Raw genomic sequence first — 21,076 nt, forward strand, 5'->3', positions numbered from 1 at the left:
GAAATGACAGACCGGCCTTTTTCGTTCTTCGCGTTCGTCAGTCGACGTAAATCATCTTGTGCGTCATGCCGCCATCGATGCGGATGGTTTCACCGGTCATGAAGCCTGATTTATCACCATCCAGCAGGAAGGAGACGGCCTGTGCGATGTCTTTAGGCGTGCCGACACGGCCAACCGGGTGTTGGGCCTTGTCGGCTTCGCTGTGATCGGGGTTGGTTTTGTTGGCGTTTTTCTGCCAGTCGCCAACTTCGATCCAGCCCGGTGCGATGGCGTTAACGCGAATGTCGCCTGCAAGGCTGACCGCCAGCGCATGGGTCAGGGCAACGATGCCGCCCTTGGACGCGGCATAGGGTTCTGTGTTGGCCTCTGACTGGAAGGCGCGGGTGGAGGCGATATTGACAATCGCGCCCTTGGTATCGCGCAGGTGCTGTGTCGCGTGATTGGTTGCCAGAAACGCACCACCCAGATTGACATTGATCACGCGTTGCCATTGATCCCATTCAAGGTCTTCGATGTTGGGGACATGGGGATTGGCGATCCCGGCATTGTTGATCAGACCATCGATGCGGCCAAACCGGTCAACGCATTGCTGGATGCAAAGTTTGATATCGGCCTCATTGGCGACGTCGCCCTGCAGCAACAATGTGCGGTCACGTTCAGCGTCCGTCAGGCTATCAAGCGCGTCCTCGCCCGCATCGGCATCAAGATCAAACATCGCGACCTTCCAGCCAAGGCCCAGAAGATGCTTTGAGATGCCAAGGCCCAAGCCCTGGGCTCCACCGGTGACAAAGGCCACGCGCGGTGATTTTGCGGACGGGTTATCCATGTCTGCCCCATTTGGTTTTGATGGCAAGGCCGGGCGGATGCGCAGCCCTTGAGGAACTCTGGGGAAATGGTCTTGTTTGCGCGAAATTGCAAGGCGTTTGTATCAGGAGGATACTGACCCGTTTTCAAGCCGATTGAGCAGGGCGTGAACGAAGCCTTCCTGCCGCCCGTTAAGGCCGCGACGGGTTGCCAGATTTTGCAGGGCCTCGGTCGCGGCGATATGCAGGCGGTAATGGCCGGGATCCTGATCAATGCGGGTGGATTGTTGCGCACTGTCGCCAAAGACCATGGAGTGGCACAGACCGGCATTGGCCGAGGTAAATGTGCGACAGGTCAGCGGGCGGATGGCGTAAATGCTGCAGCGATCCTGTGCGTCAAGCAAGGGGCAACGCACCCGGACATCACTGGCTTTTGTAAACTGTTCGATTTCGGTTGCGGCATTGCGCAGGCGATCTTTCAGTGCATCGATCTGTGGCGTGGTGAAAGTCGCCGTGATGTGGGCAGCGATCAGGTCGGTCACACCGGGCGGGACACTGACAAACAGGTGACAGCAGGCGCTGCATTGATCGCGACAGGCACGCGGGTGCGGGTTGGGGAAGCTTTGCCGCAAGAGGCTTGATGCCTGTTCGAGTATCGCCATGGTCGCCCCGGCGGCATCAGCAAGCGTATCGGCCGCATCAAGGGCGCGGTCCAGTTCGGTGCGGAAATCGGCAAACATCTGTTCGTAGCGCCGCGAGGCCTCGGTCGTCAGGGCGCCTGTCTGGGCGATGTTGCGCGAAACCCGGTCTATTGCGTCATCAAGCTTGGTCATCAATCCCAGTTACTTTCGTGCTGGTACTCAAGACAGGCCTTCAGATTGGTTGTTGGTCGTTGTCTAATTTAGCATTGTTTGGCGTTATTCCCTAAAAATTGCATAACGGCGGAATTTGTGACGTTCGGGTTTTGGGCGTGCAGCAAAAAAAAACGGCCAGATAAATCCGGCCGGGGAGGTAGGGTCAGAGACCCGATGGGTGCTGCGGGAAAGAGCTTTCTGTTAGCAGGAAAGGCTCCGGGCAGCGGGAGTATAAGACTGCAACGCTTATGCTGCAGGGGAGGTAAAGGTGTCTTCGTATTGTTTGCGCAGCTGGGCCTTCTGAATTTTGCCCATGGTGTTGCGCGGCAGTTCCTTGATCACCCAGATGCGCTTGGGCACCTTGAATTTCGCCAGCTTGTCCTGGGTGCGTTTGATGATGGCTTCGGGATCGGCTTTATCGCCATTGGCGGCCACAATCACGCCGGCAACGGCTTCGCCGAAGTCGGGATGCGGCAGGCCAAAGATCGCGACTTCATCGACCTCGTCATATTCAGCGATGACTTCTTCGACTTCCTTGGGATAGACGTTAAAGCCACCGGAAATGATCAGGTCCTTGTCGCGGCCTACGATGGTGACATAGCCGTCCTCACCGATGGTGGCGAGATCGCCGGTGATAAAGAAGCCGTCTGAGCGGAACTCGGACGCGGTTTTTTCCGGCATCTGCCAGTAGCCTTTGAAAACGTTCGGGCCCCGGACTTCAAGCACACCGATTTCGCCAGCCCCCAGAACATTGCCATCCTTGTCACAAACGCGTGCCTCGATCCCCGGCAGGGTCGGGCCAACCGCACCCGGACGGCGTTCACCATCGAGCGGGTTGGACGTGTTCATGCAGGTTTCGGTCATGCCATAGCGTTCAAGGATCTTGTGACCGGTGCGTTCAAAGAATGCGTCATGGGTTTCGGCCAGAAGCGGGGCCGAACCCGATACGAATAGACGCATGTTGGCGGTCACATCCTTGGTGAATTCCGGATGGGCGAGCAGGCGGGTATAGAAGGTCGGAACGCCCATCAGGACGGTTGATTGCGGCAGACGTTCAATCACGTCATCGGCATCGAATTTCGGAAGCAGGATCACCTTGCCGCCATTCATCAGCATGATGTTGATCGCAACAAACAGCCCGTGGGTGTGGAACAGCGGCAGGGCATGCAGCAAGGTATCCCCCGGCTTGAAGCCCCATGCCTGATGCAGGGTTTTGGCGTTCGAGCCCAGATTGTTATGGGTCAGCATCGCGCCCTTCGACCGGCCCGTGGTGCCCGATGTGTACAGGATGGCGGCAACGTCATCCTTGTCGGCGGCGACGATGTCGGTCATGGCGGTGGCGTTTGCGGCTTCGTCATTGAGGCTGCCATCGCCGTTTGATCCGAGCGACAGGACCGCCGCGACGTCATTCTTGTCACCCAGTTCCTTGGCCGCAGCGATATGGCCCGGACGGCAGACGAAGACACGCGGTGCGGCATCACCGAGGAAATAGGCGATTTCATCACCGGTATAGGCGGTGTTGAGCGGCAGGTGAATGGCGCCAAGTTGCAGGCAAGCCAGATAGAGCGCGATCACATCGGATGATTTGTCGACCTGGGCAGCAACGCGGTCACCCTTGACCACACCATGGGATGCCAGCACGGCGGCATAACGACCGGTGCGATCAAGCAGCCACGAAAAACTGCGTTCGGTGCCGTCGCGTTCAATGAGAAACGTGCGGGATTTGTCGGCCGGAAAACGGTCCAGAAATGTTTGAAGAAGATTATCTGACATGGTCATACCTGTTTAAATTCCGGCAAGCTGTGCGACGGATTTCGATGTGGCGATCTTTCCGTCGTTCATCAGTGCTTCGTGGTTTTTCTCGATATCATTGAGGTGATAGGCGTAGTTCACCATCATGCCGCCCGCCTGACGCAGACCCTTTTCGGAGGTATCGCCAAGCCAGTTCAGGCGTTCAAGCTGTGCACCATTGCCCAGATGGAAGCGGGCAGTGGGATCAAGCGGGGACTTGCCGCGTTTGCAGGTGGCAAGATAGGTGGCACACAGCGCCAAAGTCGGTTTTTGCAGCTTGGCGACCTTGATCGGATCGTTGATCCAGTCATCTTCGCTAAGCCCGTCAAGCACCTGACCGGCCAGCTCGGCATCGTCGGCCTTGCTTTTCTGGCGGGTGCGCAGCCAACCCATGAAGCCCGGAATGGGCGACAGGGTGGCGAATTGTTTGAGCTGCGGGAATTCGCGTTTGAGTTCCTCGACCACCTGTTTGATCAGGAAGTTGCCAAACGAAATGCCCTTAAGGCCTGCCTGACAGTTGCTGATCGAATAGAAGATCGCCGTGTTGGCGGTTTCCGGGGCCTTTTCATCGATTTCCGGGGCCAGAAGCGCCTGAACGCTATCGGCCAAGCCGTGCACGAGGGCGACTTCAACAAAGATCAGCGGATCGTCGGGGATGGCCGGATGGAAGAAGGCAAAGCATTTCCGGTCGGTCGCCAGACGGCGACGCAGATCTTCCCAGCCCTGAATTTCATGGACCGCCTCATAGCGGATCAGCTTTTCAAGGATGGCCGCTGAGGTATCCCAATCAATGTGACGCAGTTCAAGGAAGCCACGGTTGAACCAGCTGGTCAGCAGGTGCTGCATATCGGCATTGAGCGGTTCAAGATCGCGGTTGTTCTTGAGAAGTGCGATCAGGGTTTCGCGCATATCGACAATGGCCCGCGTACCACCCGGTGCCATGTTGATCTTGCGCAGCAGTTCCTGACGGATCGGCTCGGACGTTTGGGTCAGGACGGCGAGGTTTGCCTCGGACGGATCCTTGGCAAAGGCCTCGGAGGCCTTGGTGACCTTGGCGCGATCAGCACTAAAGTCATTTTGCATCATCCGGAAGAAGGCCAGATGGTCTTCTTCGGGCAGGTTTTCCCAAAGCCGCACCACTTCGCGTGCAGCCGCGGTGCCACGTGCCTCGCCCTTTTGCGAAACAAGGTCCTTGCACATGGCGCCAAGCTGCTTGAGCGGGTCCTGCGGGGTCGAGAGTGGCAGATCAAGCAGTTCACGACCACGGTCGGCAATGCTTGAAAGCCAGCTTTTGACAGACATGCCTGACATTAGCGTCCTCCGATGATGGTTTCCGGAAGCCAGGTGGCGATCTGCGGGAAGAAGCACAGAATGATGATCGCTGCGATCATGCACATCACGTAAGGGAAGGCGCCCTTAAGAATGCTCTGCAGACGGATATCGGGTGCAATGCCATTGATGACATACAGGTTCAAACCAACCGGCGGGGTGATCAGGCCGATTTCCATGTTGATCGTCAGGATCACGGCAAACCAGTAAGGATCGAAACCGGCATTGATGATCACCGGCAGCAGGATCGGTGCGCTCATCAGGATGACTGCGACCGGCGGCAGGAAGAAGCCACTGATCAGCAGGAACACGTTGATGAAGCCCATCAGAACCCAACGGTTAACCTCAAGGGCGGAAATCCACTGTGCAATCGACTGGGTGATGAACAGCGATGACAGCATGTAGCTAAACAGGCCGGCAGCCCCGATGATCAAAAGGATCATCACGGATTCCTTGGTGGTGTCACGCATGACATTCCAAAGCTGACCCGGTTTCCACATGCGATACACGATCATCGCGGTGATCAGGCAGAACAGTGCACCAACGCCAGCCGTTTCCGAAGGGGTGGCAACACCGCCATAAAGGGCGAACAGAACCGCACCGATGATGACAAGGAAGGGCAGAACACGCGGAAGGATTTCAAACTTTTCCTTCCAGGTGTATTTGACAACACCAAGGGCGGCCTGGGCGTTACCCTGACGCCAGGTCGAATAGAGCGACCAGGCCATGAACAGGGCGGTGACCAGAAGACCCGGCAGAAGACCGGCAAGGAACAGGCGCCCGATCGAGGTTTCGGTCGAGATGCCGTAAACAATCATGGTGACACTTGGCGGGATCAGGATGCCCAGTGTACCGCCAGCGGCAATCGAGCCGGCTGCGACCGTATCGGGGAAGCCGCGTTCGCGCATCGCCGGGATGCCCATCTTGCCGATTGCGGCACAGGTGGCAGGCGATGAACCCGACAGGGCGGAAAAGATCGCGCAGGCACCAAGGTTTGAAATCACAAGCCCGCCCGGAATACGGGTCAGCCAGCGATCAAGAACAGAATACAAGTCACCACCGGCCCGTGAGGAAGCAACAACCGCCCCCATCAGGATGAACATCGGGATGGCGAGAACTTCGAAACTTTCGAGTTTGCCGAACAGGATTTCCGGCAACAGCGGCAGTGATCCGGTGCCATCAAAGGTGATGATGAAGCCAACACTGACCAAAAGCAGGCCAATGCCGACCGGAATGCCGGAGAAAAGAACAAGGGTGGTTGCGATGCCGACAACGGCCGCAAGAAGCAAGGGATCCATGATGCGGCCTCCTTAGGAAATGTCGTCGCGAATATCGAACGGTGTCGATCTGCGGGTGATGAGCGACAGGAAATCGGCAAAGAATTGCAGGAACAGCAAGCCAAAGCCGATCGGCAGCGCGGTGTAGGGTTTCCAGAGTGCGACGGCCCAGATGGTTTCAGACAACCAGCCGCCTTCATAGGCCTCGATCACCAGTTCCAGACCATAGAAGCCAAACAGGGCACTGATCGCCATGCCACATGACAGGGTCAGGATGGCAAGGGTCATGCGTGCGCCGCGTTTGAGGTACATCGGGAACAGGTCAACATTGACGTGGCCGCGCAGCAATTGAACATAGGGCAAGCCGACCAGTGTTGCGCCGATCATCAGGAAGATGACGGCCTCGGTCTGCCAGACAGTGGATTCATTGAGCACATAGCGCATGAAGACCAGCTGGCAGATGATCAGCATCGCAATCGCAAACATGCTGGCCGATGCGATCCCGCAAATGCGCGATAAGAAATGGATGGCAGAAATGACGCCATCAAGCGGGCCCTTTGGCGCCTGGGACCGGTTTGCGGCCATGGCGTTTTGATGGTCGATCGGCTCGACATCAGGCGGGGGAGGCATATCTGATTTAACGGAATGCGACGCACTTGGTGTCTGCGTGAAATCGTCTGGCAGATCAATCGGAAGTGGGTGCGGGGACATGGCGTTCGACACGCGCGTTCTCCTCTGACGGAACCGTATTGGTCTATATTTTTGTATTTTGAGGAATGGGGTGGTGCCGGACGAACCGGCACCACCATCACTTCACGTCAAGAACCGATCACTCGACTGCAAGTGCCATATCAAGAAGTTCCTGACCGTTCGGGGTCTCTTCAACGAACTTCTTGTAGGAGGTTTCCTTGGCCAGAGCCTGCCATGCAGCGAAGTCTTCGTCGGTCAGTTCGGCGATTTCAACGCCGTTTTCCTTGAAGACAGCGATGCTGTCAGAGTCCTGCTTGCGGCCTTCGGTGGTGTAGTATTCCTCAGCCTTTTTCGCAGCAGCAGCCAGGGCTTCTTTCTGCGCATCATTGAGGTTGTCGTAGCTTTTCTTCGACATCAGGACCGGCTGATACATGAACCACAGTGCGTTGCCTGCGGCCGGGGTGTAGCAGCTGACCTGCTCGTAGATACGATAGGAAACGAAGCTTGAGGAGCTGGTGTTGGTGGCATCAAGAACGCCGGTCTGCATGGCCGGATAGATTTCCGAGCTCGGCATGGCGGCGATGGATGCACCGGCACCTTCAAGCATCTGCTCGAACGATTTGCCGGCGGCACGAATCTGAAGGCCTTTTACGTCTTCCGGCTTGCGGATGCAGCCCTTGGTCGAGGCAAAGCCACCGGCCAGCCAACCCTTGGCAACGGTGACAACACCATCTTCGTTCAGGAGTTCTTCGATTTTATCCATGAACGGGGATTCGTTGATGCGGTTGGCGTGGTCATGGTTTTTAACCAGTGCCGGCATCAGGGTCAGGTTGGTTGCCGGAACGCGACCACCGGCATAGGCCAGCGGATAAACGATCATGTCGAGCTGCCCGCGTGTCATCGGGGTCCACTGTTCTTTTGCCTTGAACAGGGAGCCGGACGGGAAGATCTGGATTTCCAGATCAACGTTTGCGGCTTTGACTTCATCGGCGACGATCTGTGCAACCTTGTGACGGATGTCGCTGGTCGACCACTGGTGAGACAGTTTGAGCGTCTCGGCACCAGCAGATGCGGACATGCCAAAGGCAGCAACAGACATGGAGATGGCGGCAACAGACGCCGTAAGAGTCTTCTTGAAAATCTTCATCTTTATCCTCCCGGATGAAGCATGCGTTTTGAATGCATTTTAACGGCTTTTTGCGCGTCTTATTATTGATGCGGTTTTCGCATTGGAAGAAAGCGTTACAGATTTCTGGCATGCTGTCCACGCAATTTTGTATACCAGAACGTCATTTTGCAGTGCCACAAATCCGCGCCCTAGTATTTGCCGGGGGATTTAGGAAAACCGGGCCTGAACTTTTGCGATGCAGCAGGAAATCATCGCAAAGCAGCATCGAAAAGGCTTTGATTGGTACCAGAATATGTGTTCTGGTATACCAGTAAGTGACGAAAAACGAGGTCCCACATGTCGCAAAACGGAAAGCTTGCCACCGATCTGGTGCAGAAACTTGAACGCGATATCGTTACCGGCGTGCTCAAGCCCGGCGACAAGCTTGATGAACGTTCATTGAGTGAGCGTTTTGGCGTTTCGAGGACCCCTGTGCGGGAGGCCTTGCAGACCCTTGCCGGATCAGGGCTGGTGGCGACCATGCCGCGTCGGGGCACCATCGTTGCCTCGATCACGGTTGCCGAACTGATCGAAATGTTCGAAGTCATGGCCGAGCTTGAAGCCATGTGTGCCCGTCTGGCGGCACGGCGCATGCCGCGTGTTGATATTGAAAACCTGATCGCGCTGTCTGAGGAATGCAGTGCGCTTAAGGATCACGCGGATGCCGATGCCTATTACGAGGCCAATGTGCGTTTCCACGAGGCGATCTATGCCGGATGTCGCAACAGCTTCCTTGAGCGTCAGACCAAGAATGTACGCAACCGTCTTGCCCCTTATCGTCGTTTGCAACTGCACCGTCCGGGACGTGTGAAGACGTCAAACAACGAACATGCCGATATTCTTAATGCGATTTCGAATGGCGAGGCGGAAACAGCCGGCAAGCTGATGCAGCAGCATGTGGCGGTGCAGGGCGAATCGCTTAATGATCTTCTCGCAATTGTACCGCGCGGCTATCTTGAGCCGCTGGCAAGCTAAAACCTCCTTGTTTCCCTTACCAAATGCGTGACCTTTTTGGGCGGGTGCGTTAAAACGCGCTCATGGCAAAGAAACGTTTGGATCAGTTGCTTGTGGAACGTGGATTGGTAGAAAGCCGGTCCAAGGCGCAGGCCTTCATCATGGCAGGCAATGTCTTTAGCGGCGAGCAACGGCTTGATAAGCCGGGCATGCCGTGCAAGGAAGACATTTCCATTACGCTGCGCGGGCAGCCCCATCCGTGGGTGTCACGCGGCGGGCTCAAGCTTGAAAAAGGGTTGGCCGAGTTCGAGATCGATGTCACCGGGTTTGTCGCTGTTGATGTTGGTGCGTCGACGGGGGGCTTTACCGATGTTCTGCTTCAGAACGGGGCGGCCAAGGTTTATGCCGTCGATGTCGGGCAGGGGCAGCTTGATTGGAAGCTGCGCAATGATGACCGCGTTGTGGTGATGGAAAAGACCAATGCGCGCCACCTGACCGAAGAACAGATCCCGGATGACATTGATATCGTTGTTTGTGATGCCAGCTTTATCGGGCTTCGCACCGTGCTCCCGGCCAGTATGGAACGGGTCAAGGCGGGCGGGTATCTGATTGCGCTGATCAAGCCGCAATTTGAAGTCGGCAAGGAACGGGTTGGCAAAAAGGGTGTCGTGCGCGAACCCGAATTGCATCAGGAAGTCTGCGATACGATTTCCGACTGGCTGGCAAACCTTCCGGGCTGGGAGGTGCTTGGCGTTACCAAAAGCCCGATCACCGGTCCCGAAGGCAATGTTGAATTCCTGATTTGCGGGCGGAAAACGGCCTGATCAACAGGCCTGATTTCCACCCGCGATTTTCAGATTACTTGCCGATTTTTTTCATGAAGAAATCAATACCGGCCTGTGCGCAATCCTGATCCTGCGGCGGGGTGCCGGAACTGACCCCGATGCCGCCAACGCATTCGCCATCAACGAAAACTGGCAGGCCGCCAGCGACAATCGACAGGCGACCGCCAATTTCAGAATCGATGCCATAGGCCGGTTTGCCCGGCTGGGCGGCCGCGGCATATTCGTGCGTGCCCTTGCGCGCGCCCGATGCGGTAAAGGATTTATCCTGGGCGATGGTGGTGCTGGTGACCTTGCCGCCATCCATGCGTTCAAACGCGATCAGCACACCGGATTCGTCGGTAATCGCGATGCACATCGGCACCCCGATTTCATTGGCGCGGTTGCGTGCGCCTTCGATCAGGATATAGGCATCCTCAATGGACAGGCGTTTGATGGTCAGCATTGGACTTCTCCCGGGACGTTTTCTTTGATGCAATTAACTGGCGGCATCTTAGGGCCTGCGCCAAAAGCCGATCAATCAGATAAAACGGCTTTCCGTATGGTGGAAGGCGCAGCATGTTGCGCCCACCACTTAGAAGTCGGGACGCATGATCATCAGGTAAAGGGCGCCCAGTGGAAACAGGATGGCAATCCGCCCGACCATGTTCCACAGTCTGCGGCATTTCTCGTAGCTTGCGGGCATTTCGGTTTCGCTGTTTGCGACGGTCTTTGCCGCGATCTTTGACATATAGATCTGAAGCGGGAGCAAACCCACCAACCACAGCATCGCCGCCATGCCAAACAGACCAATGCCATAGATCAGATAGGGCGCATCCGAGAGCGCGATGCCGGTCGCATGAAAAAGCCCGATGCCACCAATCACGATCAGGGCCGAACCGAGTGCCGTAAAGGCAAGGTCGGTGACGTTGATCAGTCGACAGGCAAAGGCGATAACGACCGGATTGTTGGTCCGGTCGGCCTGAATTTTCCAGACGGCGGATACGATGATATTGCCCAAAAACAGGATGGCGCCAATGACGTGTATGAGTTTGACGGTTGCGTATTCCATCTGATTTTCCGGTTGGTAACAGGCAGATGCCCGTTATGGGTTAAGGGGCTTTGGTGGAGTTGACCGGCATGGTCAGATCTTCGGCCAGAAGGCCCAGAACAAAGCTTGAAAGATCCTGATCAGCGGGCGGTACGATCATGCCATCAATCACCAGCATGGCGATGCCGTGGGCGCGGCTCCAAGCGGCAAGGGCACGGTTATAGGCACTGGCGGCTTCGGCCAGGGTCATTTCGGCCTTGCGATCAACCGATGTGACGGCGCGTTGCAAAACGTCAAAGGCGTTATCGGCGGCATCGCGCAATTCGGGATATTGATCGAGTGGCGGTCGTTCGCGGCCAAAGATCAGACGGAAATGCTGCGGGTTTTCGACCGCGAACTGCACATAGGCAGCCCCTAGTGCCATAATGCGTTCTTCGTGATTGGGGTGACTTTCCGCAGCGTTTTCAAGTTGTTCGGCGAACCTTTCAAAGGCGGCAATCGCGACTGCCGCCAAAATGCCATCCTTACCGTCAAAATGGCGATAGGGGGCGGCTTCGGACACACCGGTCAGCCGCGCCAGACGGCGTAGCGACAAGCCAGCCGGGCCTTCGTCCGTCAGGATGTTTTCAGCTTGTTGCAGGAGGACATTCCGGACATCACCGTGGTGATACTTTCCCATTTGCGCGTATCTCGTTTTTCTTATGTTAACTTCGTTAACATTAAAGCGGGATACACAAAGGCGCAAGACCAAAAATCACGTTTTTTCATACGGATCTGATCGTGGAAGGCTGCGGGTTATCGTGATGTGAGGGTGCTGGCCAATCAGGCCAGAACGAAATCAAACCGGCCGATTTCGCCGTCACTTGCCGGATGCATATTCATCAGAAGTGCGCTGTCAAACAGGTGATCAAGCTCGTTCAGCGGTTCATCCGGGAAATAGAGCTGTGTGGTCAGGGTTCGGCCGTTGGGCGGGGTGATCTTGACGTGGTAGTGCGGGGTGCGTCCGGCATATTCGGCCGGGCGGATGGTATCGAAATAATACCGCCCCTGGCCGTCAGTGCGCTGATAGCCGCGCATGTTAAAGCCCTGATTGTCATAACGGCCATCTGAGTCCGCATGCCACAGATCGACAATCGCATTGGCAATCGGCGTGCAGGCCGCGTTCAGCACATAGCCCAGCAAGGTCACCGGCGTGCCGCCGGTATCGGTTCGGAAGTTGCGCTTTTCGGGCGGGTTTTCGCTATAGAACGGGCCTTCGGTCATGGCGCGTGTCGGGCCGATATCCTCCCCGCAGGCCGGGGTCGCCGGAAGGGTTCTGTCACTGGCGTAGGAAACCGGTGAAAGAATGGAATTGCCGATAAGTGCCGAGCCTGCAGCAAACCAGCCCTTAAGCGCAGATCTGCGCGACAGACCGGCCAAGTCCAGATCGATGGTCATTGGTTTTGCCTTTTCCCAACCGCGTTTGGGACCGTGTTTTTTGTTATGAGGTACAGATGTGGTCGCGGCGCGAAACTACAAGGTGAGGTGGGTCGAAAATTACTTTGATCGACAAAAAAAATGCGCCACCCGTGACGGGATGGCGCGAGGGAAGTCTGGCGCTTCAGGGTTCGGGTCTGCATCAGGCGGAGTTGTTTTCCTGCTCAGCCGGTTGAGTTTTCGGGGTGTCTGGGTTGGTTGCCGCTGGTTCTGGTGCGATTGGTGTTGCCGATGTCGTTGATGTAGCGGTGTCTTCCTCGGGCTTGCTCGAACTGTCGTTTGGATCGGCTTCCGTCGCGTTTTCAGTTTTATCGCTGTCTTCTGATGACATGCTGTTTTGGGGCGGATCAGCATCGGCCGTTTTCCCGTCATCGTCGGTTGCCGCTGCCTGGGTGTCCTGCGACGCAGTGGTTGGGGACGCATCGGACGATTGTGTGCCGTCTGAGGATTGCTGCGGATCCGGGGCGGGTTTGGCGGTGTCGCTTGCCTCTGCATCTGCCTCGGGCTTGGGGTGTTCATTTGCCTGTGCCGCATTTGGTGTTTCAGACGCCGGGGTGGTGTCTGGCTTGGCGGCAGCGTCGGGTGCCTTATTGTCAGTATCCGGTTTGGTGTCGTCTGATGCCTTGGTATCTGTGGCAGCAGTCGAGGTTTCCGTGCCCGCACCCGATGAGGACGCCGTCGTGTCTTTATCCGTGCTTGCCCCAGTCTTGCTGTCGTCCGGTTTTGCGGCTTCGGCTGGCACTGGTGTCAGGTCAACCGTGGGGGCGGATGGTGTCTTCTGATCTTCGGGCCGGTCCGGGCGGATCAGGAATTTATTCGAGAGCGTGTCCTTGCCGATCAGAAGCGGTTGATCCAGTGGGCCCATTTCCAGAAGGCCGATTTCGACATCACGGATAACGCCGCCCAGCTTGATGCGGGTTTTGATCACAGGGGCGTGCACGGGCGGGGTGCTGGCGCCGGTTTGTACATCGCGAAAGCCCGCAACGGGCAAGGTCAGCTTCCAGACAATGGTGCGCGACTTAAGGCTGCTGTCGGCGGCAGGCGGAGCCTTGATGGTCAGAGAGAAAGATACCGACCCGCTGGCTGTTGCATCGGACGCGTCATCGTTACTGCTATCGGAACTGCCGGTATCGTCCTTATCCTCGCCGTCATCATCGACAGTGAGGTCGCTGACAAACAGGCAGGTTTGCGGTGCCGCGCCGAGGATCATGGACGGCAGCCCTGAAATCCCCCAGTCGGGCAGGGCGACGGCTTCGTCCGCAAACAGGACGATGCGATTTTTCAGCTGCGCGTCACTGCCAACCGTTCCGCTGGGAGCCGGTTTTTTGTTGGATGCAGCAAGTTGGATCAGGGTTTTGAGCAATATCGGGTTCATGCCACTTAGACGCGGCATGAAACCAGTTGTGATGCGATATTCGCGCGTTCCGATTGCGTCGGAAAACTAGCCCGAAAACTAGCTTGGAAAATGCTTGTTGGTGTTCCAGCCTTCGCACTGTGCGCGGTGGCGCAAAAGGTGGTCGGCAAGCGTGATGGCGGCCATGGCTTCGCCCACCGGAACGCCGCGGATGCCAACACACGGATCATGGCGACCCTTGGTGACGACATCGACTTCCTTGCCATAGATATCAAGGCTTTTGCGAGGGGTGAGGATCGAGCTGGTCGGTTTGACGGCAAAGCGCACGACAATGTCCTGACCTGATGAAATCCCGCCCAGAATCCCCCGGCATGGTTGGAACCAAAGACCGGTTTGCCATCTTTGCCCAGACGCATTTCATCGGCATTTTCGATACCGGTCAGTTCGGCGGCTTCAAAGCCATTGCCGATCTCGACCCCCTTGACGGCATTGATCGTCATCATCGCCTTGGCGAGATCAGCATCAAGCTTGTCATAAACCGGGTCACCCAGACCAACCGGAACGCCGGAACAGACGACTTCGATCACCGCACCAACAGATGATCCATCCTTGCGCAGGCCATCAAGATATTCCTCGAACACCGGCACGGCTTGCGCATCCGGGCAGAAGAACGGGTTGTTATCAACCTCGTCCCAGTCCCAGTTATCGCGATTGATTTCCTTGGTGCCCATCTTGACCAGGGCCGCACGGATTTTGATATCGTCACCCAAAATCTTGCGCGCGATGGCACCTGCGGCAACCCGCATGGCGGTTTCACGGGCAGAAGACCGCCCGCCGCCGCGATAGTCGCGCGTGCCGTATTTTTCCCAATAGGTGTAATCGGCATGACCCGGGCGGAACTGGTTTTTAATCTCGCCATAATCCTTGGAACGCTGATCGACGTTTTCGATCAGAAGACCAATCGGGGTGCCGGTGGTTTTGCCTTCGAACACGCCTGAAAGGATTTTGACCTGATCAGGTTCGCGGCGCTGTGTGGTAAAGCGCGACTGACCGGGTTTGCGTTTTTCGAGATAATTCTGAATATCGGACTCGGTCAGCTCAAGCAGGGGCGGCACACCATCAACAACACAGCCAATGGCCGGGCCGTGGCTTTCGCCAAAGGTGGTGAAGCGGAAAAGTGTTCCAAAACTGTTGCCAGCCATAACCGATTATCCAGAATTCAAATATTTAAGAGACAAAACGGGCCGCCCATCAGGGCAGCCCGCAAAATCGTATCAGGCCCAGATCAGGATTTCTGGACAGTGATGTCAGGTGCGTCTGCCTGTTTCATGCCAACGGTGTGGTAACCGCAATCGACATGATGGGTTTCGCCCGTAACACCGGTCGAAAGATCCGAGAGGAAATACAGACCCGATCCGCCAACATCATCAAGCGTAACGTTACGGCGCATCGGCGAGTTGTATTCGTTCCATTTCAGGATATAGCGGAAATCGCCAATCCCCGATGCCGCAAGGGTCTTCATCGGGCCCGCCGAAATGGCGTTAACGCGAATGCGATCCGGGCCAAGGTCATTGGCAAGGTATTTGACGCTGGCTTCAAGGGCCGCCTTGGCAACGCCCATGACGTTGTAGTGCGGCATGACCTTTTCTGCGCCGTAATAGGAAAGTGTCAGAAGCGAACCACCATCGGTCATCAGCTTTTCCGCGCGCTGTGCGATCGCGGTAAAGGAATAGACCGAGATGTTCATCGAAAGCGCAAAGTTTTCCGGCGAGGTATCGACATAGCGACCACGCAGTTCGTTCTTGTCGGAGAAACCGATGGCATGCACGACAAAGTCAAGCTTGCCCCATTTTTCCTTAAGCGTCTCGAACACGGCATCCATGCTGGCCGCATCGGTCACGTCACATGGCAGAACGATGTTGCTGCCAACGGACTCTGCGAGCGGGCGCACACGTTTTTCAAGGGCTTCGCCCTGGAAGGTAAAGGCCACTTCGGCGCCGGCCGCAGCAGCCGCACGTGCAATGCCCCAGGCAATCGATTTATCGTTGGCGACACCCATAATCAGGCCGCGTTTACCGGCCATAAGGCCCGAAATATTGTCGGTGGACAGGCTCATATTTCCTCTCGTTCCCACGATCTCTCTCTGGCAGGTAGAGGCATTCAAGAAAAGCCGCGACCGGCCCAGAAGGCATTAGACATTTTGCGCATCCTACACAAAGCGCGGCCAAGGTCAATCTGACCTGTCATAACCTGTGCAGGCACGTTATCTTGTTGATCAGGTGCAGTATAACCGGAAAATGCGTGGGGATAAGCGTTTAATGGCCGAAATTCAGAAATTGCTCGCTGATCGAACCGCATTCTGGCGCTATGCCGGTATGCGTTTTGTCCATGACAAATCTATACAACGTGCTGCCGGTTTGTCCTATACGACGCTTTTGGCGATGGTGCCGTTTCTGGCGATTGCCCTGACGGTTTTGTCGGCCTTTCCAGTGTTTGACCAGTTCAAGGACCAGATCATGACGGTGGTTCTGAGCAATTTCCTGCCAGAAACCGGCGCGCAGGTCACAGACTATCTTGGCAATTTCCTGCAAAACACCGGACAGATGACCGCGATTGGCACAATCGTTCTTGGCCTGACGGCGGTCATGTTGCTCAGCGCCATCGAAGGGGCGATGAACGATGTATTTCGCGTGACCAGCCCACGGAAACTCCTGGCGCGTCTTGTGGTGTTCTGGACACTTTTGACGGTTGGGCCGATGTTGCTGGGCTTGAGTTTGTCACTGGCGTCCTATTTCTTTGCCATGCGATACTTGGTGGGCGGCGAAGCGGTTGCCGAGCATATCGGTCAACTGACGTTTCTTGCGCCGTTTGTCCTGTCGGCGGTGGCCTTTTCATTGCTGTTTATCGGCATGCCGAACCGTTCGGTCGAGATTATTGATGGTGTGGCCGGTGGCGTGGTGGCCGCCGTTTTGTTCGAAACCCTGAAAAAGGGCTTCGCATTCTATGTCACGACATTCCCGACCTATCAGACCATCTATGGTGCGGTGGCGATTGTGCCGATCTTCCTGTTGTGGATGTATCTGACCTGGATCGTGATCCTTTTGGGCGCACAGGTGGCAGCTGCGCGGTCCGAATGGCGGGCTGCACGGGCGGCTGGTCTGATCCCCGATCCGCGGGGGGCCGTGCCGGGGCATATGGAGCGCATTATCGCCGTGCTGCGCGTTCTGGAATATCTGCAAAGTCGTTTCCACGAGGCCGCCAAACCGCCGACCTATCGCAGAATGATGCGCGACGTCAAACTGGGTGGGCGTGACCTGAACTGGGCGTTGGCAGCATTGCGGCGTGAAAAGCTGATTGATCGTTCCGAAAATCATCGCTGGCTGCTTTCGGGCGACCTGTCGCGGATTTCGTTGATGGATCTGATGAGCCGCCTTGGCCTGTTTCTGGATTACGACCGGTTGTTGGTCGTGCAGACCGATAGCGGCTGGCCGATTGCCATGCGTGAACGCCTGATCGAACTGGAAGAAAAACGCAAAACGGTTCTGGATGTGAAAGTGGGCGAGTTGCTTGATACCCCGCGCCCCGAAGACAAGATCCCCGAACGAACCAGGAAAGACTCCGATGAGGACGGGCGGAACGACATTGATCAGAAAGACATGACAGACATCATGAACTGATCATTGTTTCGCAGCTTTAAAGCACGTCGCGTTTAATCGGCATCATTTTGTTTGTTTTTGGCGAGTGGTTTGGCAAGGCACAGCGTGCAGAGCGATGCGGCGCATCGGTCAAACGGTGTAACGCCGCGAAACGTCGCCAAAATCAAACCCGTCGGGCCGGGACAGCCTTCGTACCCACTGCGTCAGGATCCTTGACCGTAGCCCCGCTACGCTCTGCGGATCTTTCCTTGTGCGACAGAAGGCTGCCTCCGGCAAAATGGTACCGATTAAACGCGACGTGCTTTAGGAAAAAGGCCGGGATTTGCAGTCTTCCCGGCCTTTTTGATGAGCTGATGATTGGCAGTCGTTATCGGCTGGCCATTTCATTGAGCGCACGGGCGATTTCGGCCCGGCGTCCGGCATCGGCAAGCGGGCGGTCAGGACGATCAGGCGCATCCAGTGCCTTTTCAAAATAGACCCGGGCGTCGTCATAGCGTTCCTGTTGGCGCAGGAAATCGCCATAGAAAAAGTTCGGGTCAATACCGTTTGGATTAAGCGCCAGCGCCTTTTTGAGGTTTTCCTCGGCCTTGGTGTCACTGCCAAAAGCCAGTGGCCAGGGCGGGACCTGATAATACAACGATCCGAGCGAGGTATAGGCAGAGCCATCCATCGCGGTCGGGGCCGTTTCGATCACGTTTTCAAAAAGTTCACGGGCATCGCGCACTTTGCCAAGTGCTGAAATGCCACGGACAATTCCGGCATCGGTCGAAAGAATGATGCCTTGCCAGATTTGCACTTCCGGGCTGTCGGGGAACTGTGCGCGCAGCTTTTCGCCGTCGGCCTCAAGCTTGTGAATGGCATCGAGTTGCGCATCCTCGTCTGTGATGTCGTATTTGATATGCGCCCATTCGCGTTGCAAATGTCGGACACCGTCCATTGCAGCAGGGGGTGCGCTTTGGGCATATGTCGCTGCCGACAGACCCAGAAGAAGACCGGTCGCAATGGCGAATGAGGTAATCTGGCGTTTGATTTTCATGCGATGTTCCTCTGTGCGTCTTGCCGGTCGGCTTTTGTGATCAGTTCCGGCCGGGTTGGTATCGTACCGGTCTGGAGTATTTCTTCGCCGATCCGGGTGTTCTTGCGCAGTCCTTTGTCGATCATCGAGGGGACAAGTGCATTGAGCGAGGCAAACAGGCGTTCTGGCCAGCCAATGCGAAAATCGCTGGCGTTGCGTTCAATGGCGTTGGCAATGCGAAGTGCAACATCGCGCGGGGTATCTTCGCTGGCTTTGGTCATGCGATTAAGCATGCCAATTTTGCCGCTGTTCATGCTGGTACTGACAGCACGGGGTGCAATATGGCTGACCGTAATCGATGTGCCGCACAGTTCCCGGCGAAGCGCGTCGCTATAGCCTTTGAGGCCGGATTTGGCGGCGGCGTAACCCGTCATGTGCGGCAGTGGGATCAAGCCGACCATCGAGCCGATATTGACGATCTGACCGTGGTTGCGGCGTCGCATGGCGGGCAGAACCGCCTGACAAAGACGCATCGGCACCAGCAGGTTCAGGGTTAACAGCGCGTCGTAATCCTGATCTTCGGCATAGCCGAAATCATTGATCCCGGCGAGATTGATCAGGATATCAGGCGTGTTTTCGCGAAGCGCCTTGCAGGTCGTATCGATCCGTTCCATCAGATCGCCTTCGGATGCCCGGTCATAAGACCGGACATTCGCACCGCGTTCTTTCAGGATTTCCACAAGGGGTTTTCCAATCCCGCCGGTTGCACCGGTGAGAAAGATGTCTTTTCCCTCAAGCAACATTTTTCCGTTGTCCTTCATGCGGGATCGCTGCGAACAGGTTGGCAAACAGGCGGAAGGTGTTGTTGGCGACTTCGATGATCGCGGCCTGATCGTCCGGGTCAGTGATCTGGTTGACGGTTTTCTCGAAGAATTTCATGTGCTCGATATCCAGCGATCCGTGCGAGAACAGATAGCTGAAGGCCGATTTCGGCAAATCAAGACCGGTCATGACGGCGTCTGCACCCTGACTTGCGATCTGGGTCGAGGTGCTTTCAAGCATGAAGACCATGCCAAGGAAACCGACCGGGTTTTTGCGCGCGATGTAGTCGTAGTTATAGGCGACCATCACCTGGGTTTCGAGGTTGGGCGTTGCGTTGCGCGCCGCTTCACGATCGCCACCGGCGGCCTCGATATCATCAAGGATCCACTCTTCGTGGCCTTCTTCTTCTTCGAGATATTCAATCACCGCCTTGTGCAGCCAGCGTTTGTCATCGGGCAGGCGCGATCCCATTGCCATCAGGAATGGAACGGTATGTTTGACGTGGTGATAGGCCTCCGTCAGGTAGGCGACGTAGGTCGATCTCGAAATATTGCCCGACAGTCCGTCAACGAGTTGCGGAACGTGATAAAGCGCGTTGCGGGCGTCAGCGGTCTGGGCAACCAAACGATCATAGAAATTCATGGGGAGCTCCGAAGTGTTTTGTGAGGAGACAAATTGTTTGACGATCACATCACGCTTGGGCCGACCATTTCCGGTCAGGCAGCCGTTCTGCGCGGTGAAGGGTGCGCAAAGCGTGAAATGTTTGATTTGGGCATAGTCGGGGAGGCTGGCATTTGCGGCCTGAATTGCGGCAGGGATGTCAGCATCAGTGCTGCTTGGTACGATCAGGGCTTCAAGATGGGCTTGGCCGTCGCCAAAAACGATTGCCTGATAAATGGCGGTTTGGGCCAGCAAGGCGGCCTCGGGCCATTCGGGTGATATGTTGCGCCCGTTTGAGGTTATCAGGACGTTTTTGCGCCGTCCGGTAACGGACACAAAGCCATCGTTCGAAATCTGGCCAAGGTCACCGGTGGCGAAGCGTTCCGAAAGGGACGCGTTTGCCGAGGACGGATCGCCGACATAGCCAAGGAAGCCTGGATTGCGAATGACGATTTCATCATCGACGATTTCTGCGCTGACATGCGGCAACAGCGTGCCCGTCGTGCCCGGTTTGTCCTTGCCTGGAACGTTCAACGACAGCACCGATGCGCATTCAGAAAGGCCATATCCTTCGTAAACCGGAAGTCCGATCTGACGGGCCTTGGCAATCAGGGCGGGATCAATCCGCGCGCCGCCAACGGCAATGAAATCAAGTTTGGTCAGCGGGCCATATTGCATGACCTGCATCATCAGGGCGCGCAGCAGTTCCGGCACCAGAATGACCGAGGTGGCATCAGCCCCCTTGAGCAAGCCATGCAGGTTTTCGTACTGCGCCTCAAAGTTCCGCAAGGACGTAAGATGCACGGTGCAACCGGCGAGAAGTCCGGCATAGACGCCAGCAACATTTTCCAGCAAGACGGCCAGGGGCAGGGCGGAAAAATGCGTGCCGGCAAATCCGTCGCCCAGCATCTGATAGATCGAGCTTGCGATATTCATCATGGCGGTTGCAGGCAGACAGACCCCTTTGGGGGTGCCGGTGGTGCCGGATGTGAAGGTGATTTTTACAGTTCCTGCCGGGATGGTCGTGGATTTGGCAAGACCGGTTCGCACCATGCCATCTGGTGTGATCATGTGAGTGATGCCAGCGGCTGCGGCGGCGTGATCAATCTGTGCTTTGGTAAAGAAGGGTGGGATCGGAACACAGATGGTTTCCGATTTGAGTGCCGCCAAGTCCCAAAGTACCCAGTCGATACCGTTATCAAGCGCGATGCCAAGAACATCGACATCGGTAAGGTCTTTGGCGTGGTCGTCAATGCGCTTGATCAGGTCGCCATAGGTGATCTGATCGGTCTGGCTTTTAAGGGCGATTTTGTCGGCCGGGTGTTGGCCGATGCGTGAAAACAGCATGATCAGAC

Annotated in this window: 19 protein-coding genes and 1 pseudogene; 3 read left to right on the top strand and 17 right to left on the bottom strand. The window is 56.3% G+C overall.

Going from position 1 to position 21,076, the window contains the following annotated elements:
* Positions 1 to 37: 37 nt before the first annotated feature.
* From DY252_RS09485 to dctP, 7 genes are all read right to left on the bottom strand, one after another.
* Positions 38 to 826 carry an SDR family oxidoreductase gene (locus tag DY252_RS09485; RefSeq protein ID WP_064790064.1) on the bottom strand — a complete coding sequence of 263 codons (789 nt, stop codon included), beginning with the start codon at positions 824 to 826 and terminating at the stop codon, positions 38 to 40.
* Between the two features lie 102 nt (positions 827 to 928).
* The gene (locus tag DY252_RS09490) at positions 929 to 1,636 is read right to left on the bottom strand and encodes a YkgJ family cysteine cluster protein (protein WP_064790065.1); all 708 of its coding nucleotides are present in this window, start codon (positions 1,634 to 1,636) and stop codon (positions 929 to 931) included.
* Positions 1,637 to 1,903: 267 nt separating this feature from the next.
* Positions 1,904 to 3,430 carry a malonate--CoA ligase gene (locus tag DY252_RS09495; RefSeq protein ID WP_064790213.1) on the bottom strand — a complete coding sequence of 509 codons (1,527 nt, stop codon included), beginning with the start codon at positions 3,428 to 3,430 and terminating at the stop codon, positions 1,904 to 1,906.
* 12 nt (positions 3,431 to 3,442) lie between these two features.
* Complete coding sequence (locus DY252_RS09500; protein ID WP_064790066.1) at positions 3,443 to 4,759, bottom strand: malonyl-CoA decarboxylase; 1,317 nt, start codon at positions 4,757 to 4,759, stop codon at positions 3,443 to 3,445.
* Positions 4,759 to 6,075, bottom strand: coding sequence for a TRAP transporter large permease (locus DY252_RS09505; protein WP_008891287.1), 1,317 nt, complete (start codon positions 6,073 to 6,075; stop codon positions 4,759 to 4,761). The genes DY252_RS09500 and DY252_RS09505 overlap by 1 nt, the downstream gene beginning before the upstream one ends.
* A gap of 12 nt (positions 6,076 to 6,087) precedes the next feature.
* Positions 6,088 to 6,777 carry a TRAP transporter small permease gene (locus DY252_RS09510; RefSeq protein ID WP_008891288.1) on the bottom strand — a complete coding sequence of 230 codons (690 nt, stop codon included), beginning with the start codon at positions 6,775 to 6,777 and terminating at the stop codon, positions 6,088 to 6,090.
* 106 nt (positions 6,778 to 6,883) lie between these two features.
* The gene (gene dctP, locus DY252_RS09515) at positions 6,884 to 7,891 is read right to left on the bottom strand and encodes a TRAP transporter substrate-binding protein DctP (protein WP_064790067.1); all 1,008 of its coding nucleotides are present in this window, start codon (positions 7,889 to 7,891) and stop codon (positions 6,884 to 6,886) included.
* A 318-nt stretch (positions 7,892 to 8,209) separates the two neighbouring features.
* Between dctP and DY252_RS09520 the strand changes: the two genes are divergently transcribed.
* Together DY252_RS09520 and DY252_RS09525 are read left to right on the top strand one after the other, a co-directional pair.
* Complete coding sequence (locus DY252_RS09520) at positions 8,210 to 8,887, top strand: GntR family transcriptional regulator (protein ID WP_064790068.1); 678 nt, start codon at positions 8,210 to 8,212, stop codon at positions 8,885 to 8,887.
* A gap of 62 nt (positions 8,888 to 8,949) precedes the next feature.
* Positions 8,950 to 9,690, top strand: a complete 741-nt coding sequence (locus DY252_RS09525) for a TlyA family RNA methyltransferase (RefSeq protein WP_064790069.1) — start codon at positions 8,950 to 8,952, stop codon at positions 9,688 to 9,690.
* 34 nt (positions 9,691 to 9,724) lie between these two features.
* Here DY252_RS09525 and DY252_RS09530 read toward each other — a convergent pair whose 3' ends face one another.
* The 7 genes and pseudogenes from DY252_RS09530 to fabI form a co-directional block, all read right to left on the bottom strand.
* Complete coding sequence (locus tag DY252_RS09530) at positions 9,725 to 10,153, bottom strand: GlcG/HbpS family heme-binding protein (protein WP_008891292.1); 429 nt, start codon at positions 10,151 to 10,153, stop codon at positions 9,725 to 9,727.
* 129 nt (positions 10,154 to 10,282) lie between these two features.
* Positions 10,283 to 10,759: a DUF2269 family protein gene (locus DY252_RS09535; RefSeq protein WP_064790070.1), complete on the bottom strand. Its 477-nt coding sequence runs from the start codon at positions 10,757 to 10,759 to the stop codon at positions 10,283 to 10,285.
* A 40-nt stretch (positions 10,760 to 10,799) separates the two neighbouring features.
* Positions 10,800 to 11,417 (bottom strand): TetR/AcrR family transcriptional regulator, encoded by a 618-nt coding sequence (locus DY252_RS09540; protein ID WP_064790071.1) that lies wholly within the window; start codon positions 11,415 to 11,417, stop codon positions 10,800 to 10,802.
* A 143-nt stretch (positions 11,418 to 11,560) separates the two neighbouring features.
* Positions 11,561 to 12,175, bottom strand: a complete 615-nt coding sequence (locus DY252_RS09545) for a dioxygenase family protein (RefSeq protein ID WP_064790072.1) — start codon at positions 12,173 to 12,175, stop codon at positions 11,561 to 11,563.
* Between the two features lie 181 nt (positions 12,176 to 12,356).
* Entirely contained in the window at positions 12,357 to 13,607 is a 1,251-nt protein-coding gene (locus DY252_RS09550) for a prolipoprotein diacylglyceryl transferase (RefSeq protein WP_129542708.1), read from the bottom strand.
* Positions 13,608 to 13,667: 60 nt separating this feature from the next.
* Positions 13,668 to 14,770 (bottom strand): annotated as a pseudogene (aroC, locus tag DY252_RS09555) (chorismate synthase).
* Positions 14,771 to 14,853: 83 nt separating this feature from the next.
* The gene (fabI, locus tag DY252_RS09560; RefSeq protein ID WP_008891298.1) at positions 14,854 to 15,684 is read right to left on the bottom strand and encodes an enoyl-ACP reductase FabI; all 831 of its coding nucleotides are present in this window, start codon (positions 15,682 to 15,684) and stop codon (positions 14,854 to 14,856) included.
* 202 nt (positions 15,685 to 15,886) lie between these two features.
* Here fabI and DY252_RS09565 point away from each other — a divergent pair, with 202 nt between their 5' ends.
* Positions 15,887 to 17,245 (top strand): YihY family inner membrane protein, encoded by a 1,359-nt coding sequence (locus DY252_RS09565; RefSeq protein WP_064790215.1) that lies wholly within the window; start codon positions 15,887 to 15,889, stop codon positions 17,243 to 17,245.
* A 346-nt stretch (positions 17,246 to 17,591) separates the two neighbouring features.
* Here the strand turns inward: DY252_RS09565 and DY252_RS09570 are convergent, their stop codons facing one another.
* From DY252_RS09570 to DY252_RS09580, 3 genes are read right to left on the bottom strand one after another with little or no spacing between them, the layout of a single operon-like run.
* Positions 17,592 to 18,260, bottom strand: coding sequence for a tetratricopeptide repeat protein (locus DY252_RS09570; protein WP_064790075.1), 669 nt, complete (start codon positions 18,258 to 18,260; stop codon positions 17,592 to 17,594).
* Complete coding sequence (locus DY252_RS09575) at positions 18,257 to 19,060, bottom strand: SDR family NAD(P)-dependent oxidoreductase (RefSeq protein ID WP_231959802.1); 804 nt, start codon at positions 19,058 to 19,060, stop codon at positions 18,257 to 18,259. Before DY252_RS09575 ends, DY252_RS09570 begins: the two co-directional genes overlap by 4 nt.
* Complete coding sequence (locus DY252_RS09580) at positions 19,032 to 21,068, bottom strand: AMP-binding protein (RefSeq protein ID WP_064790077.1); 2,037 nt, start codon at positions 21,066 to 21,068, stop codon at positions 19,032 to 19,034. Before DY252_RS09580 ends, DY252_RS09575 begins: the two co-directional genes overlap by 29 nt.
* Positions 21,069 to 21,076 lie beyond the last annotated feature (8 nt).

Source organism: Thalassospira indica, from assembly GCF_003403095.1.
Lineage (GTDB): Bacteria > Pseudomonadota > Alphaproteobacteria > Rhodospirillales > Thalassospiraceae > Thalassospira > Thalassospira indica.

What these genes read in the sequence shown, in the direction of transcription:
- DY252_RS09485 (WP_064790064.1), bottom strand. Translation starts at nt 826, where the DNA reads ATGGATAACCCGTCCGCAAAATCACCGCGCGTGGCCTTTGTCACCGGT.
- DY252_RS09490 (WP_064790065.1), bottom strand. Translation starts at nt 1,636, where the DNA reads ATGACCAAGCTTGATGACGCAATAGACCGGGTTTCGCGCAACATCGCC.
- DY252_RS09495 (WP_064790213.1), bottom strand. Translation starts at nt 3,430, where the DNA reads ATGTCAGATAATCTTCTTCAAACATTTCTGGACCGTTTTCCGGCCGAC.
- DY252_RS09500 (WP_064790066.1), bottom strand. Translation starts at nt 4,759, where the DNA reads ATGTCAGGCATGTCTGTCAAAAGCTGGCTTTCAAGCATTGCCGACCGT.
- DY252_RS09505 (WP_008891287.1), bottom strand. Translation starts at nt 6,075, where the DNA reads ATGGATCCCTTGCTTCTTGCGGCCGTTGTCGGCATCGCAACCACCCTT.
- dctP (WP_064790067.1), bottom strand. Translation starts at nt 7,891, where the DNA reads ATGAAGATTTTCAAGAAGACTCTTACGGCGTCTGTTGCCGCCATCTCC.
- DY252_RS09520 (WP_064790068.1), top strand. Translation starts at nt 8,210, where the DNA reads ATGTCGCAAAACGGAAAGCTTGCCACCGATCTGGTGCAGAAACTTGAA.
- DY252_RS09525 (WP_064790069.1), top strand. Translation starts at nt 8,950, where the DNA reads ATGGCAAAGAAACGTTTGGATCAGTTGCTTGTGGAACGTGGATTGGTA.
- DY252_RS09530 (WP_008891292.1), bottom strand. Translation starts at nt 10,153, where the DNA reads ATGCTGACCATCAAACGCCTGTCCATTGAGGATGCCTATATCCTGATC.
- DY252_RS09535 (WP_064790070.1), bottom strand. Translation starts at nt 10,759, where the DNA reads ATGGAATACGCAACCGTCAAACTCATACACGTCATTGGCGCCATCCTG.
- DY252_RS09540 (WP_064790071.1), bottom strand. Translation starts at nt 11,417, where the DNA reads ATGGGAAAGTATCACCACGGTGATGTCCGGAATGTCCTCCTGCAACAA.
- DY252_RS09545 (WP_064790072.1), bottom strand. Translation starts at nt 12,175, where the DNA reads ATGACCATCGATCTGGACTTGGCCGGTCTGTCGCGCAGATCTGCGCTT.
- DY252_RS09550 (WP_129542708.1), bottom strand. Translation starts at nt 13,607, where the DNA reads ATGCCGCGTCTAAGTGGCATGAACCCGATATTGCTCAAAACCCTGATC.
- fabI (WP_008891298.1), bottom strand. Translation starts at nt 15,684, where the DNA reads ATGAGCCTGTCCACCGACAATATTTCGGGCCTTATGGCCGGTAAACGC.
- DY252_RS09565 (WP_064790215.1), top strand. Translation starts at nt 15,887, where the DNA reads ATGGCCGAAATTCAGAAATTGCTCGCTGATCGAACCGCATTCTGGCGC.
- DY252_RS09570 (WP_064790075.1), bottom strand. Translation starts at nt 18,260, where the DNA reads ATGAAAATCAAACGCCAGATTACCTCATTCGCCATTGCGACCGGTCTT.
- DY252_RS09575 (WP_231959802.1), bottom strand. Translation starts at nt 19,060, where the DNA reads ATGAAGGACAACGGAAAAATGTTGCTTGAGGGAAAAGACATCTTTCTC.
- DY252_RS09580 (WP_064790077.1), bottom strand. Translation starts at nt 21,068, where the DNA reads ATGCTGTTTTCACGCATCGGCCAACACCCGGCCGACAAAATCGCCCTT.